Source organism: Chloroflexota bacterium (genome assembly GCA_035652535.1).
In the GTDB taxonomy this organism is placed as follows: domain Bacteria; phylum Chloroflexota; class UBA6077; order UBA6077; family SHYK01; genus DASRDP01.
Window position 1 is genome coordinate 1 of sequence record DASRDP010000123.1, and the last position, 4,126, is coordinate 4,126.

The window sequence follows — 4,126 nt, forward strand, 5'->3', positions numbered from 1 at the left end:
GCTCCGAAACTCCGCTTCACCCCTCAGCGCCAGCGTCTTCGTGATCGCCGCCGTCAGCGTCGTCTTCCCATGGTCCACGTGCCCAATCGTCCCTACGTTGATGTGCGGCTTCGTCCGCTCAAACTTCTTCTTCGCCATGACGTTCGTCTCCCCCGGGGTCCTTCCGCCTGTCGTGTTCAGTGCGCGGGCACGTTGCCCAAGGTACTGGAGCCCACGACCAGATTCGAACTGGTGACCTCGTTCTTACCAAGAACGCGCTCTGCCGGCTGAGCTACGTGGGCCTGCCTACTCTCGCGCGCGGTCGAAATCCCGATCGCGCAACGCGGATGGTGGTGGGGACAGGATTCGAACCTGTGAATCCCTTCCGGGAGCCGGTTTTACAGACCGGTGCCATTAACCACTCGGCCACCCCACCGCGACGGAGCCGACGAGGGGACTCGAACCCTTAACCTGCGGTTTACAAAACCGCTGCTCTGCCAATTGAGCTACGTCGGCGGGTGCGGCCGCTCGGGCCCTCTCAAACAGAAGACCCCCTTCGGGGGCCTCAATCGACGGTCGGTACGAGTACGCTTATCTCGCAATTGGATGATACCGAAAGCCGTCTGGCGGCATCAACGATCCGCCCTTCAGGTCCACGTCTGGCTGGCGCTCGCGATCGAGTCGGCGACAATCTGCGCGATGAGGTGGTGAGATCGCACCTTCCGTTTCCATCGTGATTGTGAACTACAACGGCCAGGAATTCCTGGAGCCATGCCTTCGGGCGACCATTCCGCAGGCAGCGGCCATGGGCGCGGAGGTCGTCGTGGTTGACAACGGCTCCACCGACCGAAGCATCCCGCTGATCCATGATTGTTTTCCCACGGTCCGCGTCGTGGAAAATCGCCAAAACGAAGGCTTCGCGGCGGGCTGCAACATCGGCATCCGCGCCAGCCGAGGAGACGTGATCGTGCTCCTCAATAACGACGCCGTGCCGGAGCCAGGCTGGCTGGCCGAGCTCGTGGCCGCGCTGGAGCCCGACTCGGTCGCTATCGCCAGCTCAATCATCCACGACCCCCGGTTCCCGGAGGCCTACGCGCTCGGGACGGCGACCGTGAGCGTTATCGGGCATCCGATCCCCAGCGTCCTCGCCGACGCTTCACGCCCCTTCTATGCAACCGGGTGCTCGCTGGCCTTCAAACGCGCGATCGTCGGCGAGCCTTTCGAGGACCGCTACTTCGCCTACTACGAAGATCTCCTCCTTTCCTGGCGGACCAGGCTCATCGGCTTCGATGTCGCTCGGGCCCTACGGTCCTCCGTCCAGCACCTCGGGTCCGCGACCGCTCGACGAGACCCGGGCCTCGCGGCCTACTACTACGAGCGCAACAAGCTCCTGACGCTGCTGGCGTGCTACGAAGCGTGGACCTTGTGGCGCCTCCTCCCGCTGTATCTCTTCGACGGCGTCGCGCGGCTGGTCGACGACTGCCGGCACCTCATTACGCGGCCGTCCTCAGGACCGGCGGAGCTTACGCGCCTGGTTCGGCGATACGCGCGGATCGTTGGGGGCCTCCTCTGGCTTATGGGGCACGTGCGATACGTCGCCCGCCTGCGGCGGAAGATCCAGAAGAAACGGACGATTCCAGATGGCGCCATCACGCCGATGCTGAGCGGAAAGATCTTCGACGACCACTCCCCAACGACACCGCATCGCATTGCAAACCTGATATCCATGCGGTATTGCAGGGCCGTTGGGATCGTGACAGCGGAATTCGCGGAGGTTCGGCCGGGCGGAACCGATACTCTCGCCGATCGTGGCTCGCTTCCCGCGCCGCGAAGCTGACAGCGCGGCAGCCGCGTCGGGGGCTGAGGACCTGCTCATTCTGAGATCGTCGAAGGGCGCGGCACGCTTCAGCAGGCAGAAGCGCGGACGGTTTTCGCGTGCCCTGCAGGATCCTAGGCGGCAGAGGTCGCCGCTTCCCGCAGCACACGGAGGTTCTCCGCCTTCGACGTGGGCCGGATCGTGCAGTTCGCGCCGAGGATCCATGGGTGTCCGCGCGCGGCCCGCTCGGCCGCGCGATAGTCGGCGAGCGCCACCTCCGCCGTCTCCCCTTCGAGCGCATCTGAGCGAAGACCGCAGAGAAAGATCTTCGGCACTGTGCGCGCGAGGTCTTCAATAGAGGGATTGCTCGCAAACGTGGATGCCCAGCTCAGAGCGTGCACCGGGTAGTCGGCGAGCTGCCTGACAAACGCGCGCTCGCCGCACACGTGGAGCACGTTGAACCGCGCATCGGCGACCGCGTTCAAGACATCCAGATCGAATGGACGGCCGAACCGTTCGTATTCGGCTTCCGTCACCACATCGGACCGCGCCCATTCGGTCGTCGCCAGGTAGATGCCATCGGCGCCGGCGTTCAGGCATTCGCATGCAAAGCGGGCGAGCGTCTCCGCGATGGCGCGGACCGCGCGTTCGACGCGATCGGGATCCGTGCGCATGTGCTCGACCAATGCCACATCGGTCGGGACGAGATCCCCCGCCACCGACAGCGGAGTGAAAATCGTCTCCACCATGGGAACGTCACGTCCCAATCTTCGACGAATCGTGCCCAGCACCTCGAGCTGCTCGCCGAAGGCGCCAACCGTGGCAGCCAGCGGCTCGATTCGGTCCCAATCGACGGGTCGGTTGACGGGGACCGTGTCCACGACCGGCTTGCGATCCGGCGCCGGGTATCGATACCGTCCACCCCAGGGCTCGATGTGATACTGGGCGCGCGGGTTGACTTTCAGGAAGTCGAAGTCCCACGTGCGCTGCCACGCAATCATGGCCTCCGCAAGGTCGTGCGCCGTCGTCTCCCGGTCGTAGAAGTGCCGCCAGAGCGCCCATCCCGGACGGGCAACAGGCGTCCCGGCCTTCAGCGCCTCTAACCGTTCGAACTTGTTCAGCGATTCGCTCAACTCGCGACCTATCCCCGCCCCGCGCGCCGGTGCGGCGCACGAATGTGCGCCCACGATATCACGTTTGAGGTGCGCTGGCCCGGCCACCCCGCGGCTTGACGTTGACGCTCTTCCCGAGTCGGTCCTACTATGCTGAAAGAGCGCACCGGCGAGCGGGCTGGCCAACCATCACAGGAGCCGCATTGATGTTTGATTTCCAACGGCCCTGGCTGAAAAGCTTCGACGAGCTTCAACGAGAGATGGACCGCTATCTGCAACACATCTCCCGGCGAAAACCGTACTCCGTGATCTTCTCGCAGCGCGTATGGCAACCCGCTATGGACGTCTACGAGACAACGGACGCGGTCGTCGCCATCATCGACCTGCCCGGCGTCCCCGAGGACGAGATTCAACTCGTGGTGGCTCGGGATTCGATTACCGTTCGCGGCGAGCGCAAGGACCGGGGCCCATTAGGTGAGCGCATGTATACGTGTATGGAGATTCCGTTCGGACGGTTCGAGCGGACGGTCGGCTTGCCCAGCCACGTTGACCCAGAGTCGGCGACGGCACGGTACAAGTCCGGCTTCCTTGAGGTCGTCATGCCGAAGCTCACGGCCGTCGAACCACAGCGCGTTGCGGTTTCAAACCCATGAGCGAGCCCGGTCAGCCCACGACGAACATCCTCCCCATCATTCCCAATCGCGACACGGTCGTGTTTCCCTCCATGCTCTTCCCCCTCGCCGTCCGGGAAGAGCGCTGGATACGCGCCATCGACTCGGTCGTCTCGAGCCACAAGACCATCGCCTTCTTCTATCCGACGACGGAGGACGGGCCCGTCACTCGGGACACGCTCTCGACCATCGGCTGCAGCGCCACGGTCGTCCGACTTCTCCGCGTCCCGGACGGGAGCGTGCAGGTGCTGCTCCAGGGGCTCAATCGCGTGCGCCTCTTGGAGCTGCTCCAGGCCGAGCCGTTCCTGATTGGCCGCGTCGAAACCGCCACGGAGGTTCTCGAAGATTCCATAGAGATCGAGGGCCTCGTCGTCAATCTCCGCGCGCAATTTCAGCGGCTCGTCGGGCTCTCGCCCAATCGCCCCGAGGAGCTGTCGGTGGCGATCGAGAACATTGCCGAGCCCGGACGCGTCGCCGATTTCGTAGCCGCCAATATGGATTTGCCGCTGAACGAGAAGCAAGCGCTCCTCGCCGAGCTGGACGTCAAC

Annotated in this window: 5 protein-coding genes and 3 tRNA genes; 3 read left to right on the top strand and 5 right to left on the bottom strand. The window is 64.3% G+C overall.

What is annotated here, in order from left to right:
* The 4 genes from VFC51_15415 to VFC51_15430 all read right to left on the bottom strand — a co-directional run.
* A partial coding sequence (locus VFC51_15415; GenBank protein HZT08414.1) for a GTP-binding protein occupies positions 1-138 on the bottom strand: 138 nt, incomplete at its 3' end.
* 67 nt (positions 139-205) lie between these two features.
* Positions 206-281 (bottom strand) — tRNA-Thr (locus VFC51_15420).
* 46 nt (positions 282-327) lie between these two features.
* Positions 328-415 (bottom strand) — tRNA-Tyr (locus tag VFC51_15425).
* A gap of 7 nt (positions 416-422) precedes the next feature.
* Positions 423-495 (bottom strand) — tRNA-Thr (locus VFC51_15430).
* A gap of 214 nt (positions 496-709) precedes the next feature.
* Between VFC51_15430 and VFC51_15435 the strand changes: the two genes are divergently transcribed.
* Positions 710-1,816, top strand: a complete 1,107-nt coding sequence (locus tag VFC51_15435; protein ID HZT08415.1) for a glycosyltransferase family 2 protein — start codon at positions 710-712, stop codon at positions 1,814-1,816.
* Positions 1,817-1,929: 113 nt separating this feature from the next.
* On the opposite strand, the gene VFC51_15440 is transcribed toward VFC51_15435, so the two are convergent.
* Entirely contained in the window at positions 1,930-2,928 is a 999-nt protein-coding gene (locus tag VFC51_15440) for a uroporphyrinogen decarboxylase family protein (GenBank protein HZT08416.1), read from the bottom strand.
* 185 nt (positions 2,929-3,113) lie between these two features.
* Between VFC51_15440 and VFC51_15445 the strand changes: the two genes are divergently transcribed.
* On the top strand, positions 3,114-3,560 hold the full coding sequence (locus tag VFC51_15445) for an Hsp20/alpha crystallin family protein (GenBank protein ID HZT08417.1): 447 nt from the start codon (positions 3,114-3,116) through the stop codon (positions 3,558-3,560).
* Positions 3,557-4,126, top strand: a 570-nt coding sequence (locus VFC51_15450; GenBank protein ID HZT08418.1) for an LON peptidase substrate-binding domain-containing protein, incomplete at its 3' end; no start/stop codon positions are given. The genes VFC51_15445 and VFC51_15450, both read left to right, overlap by 4 nt.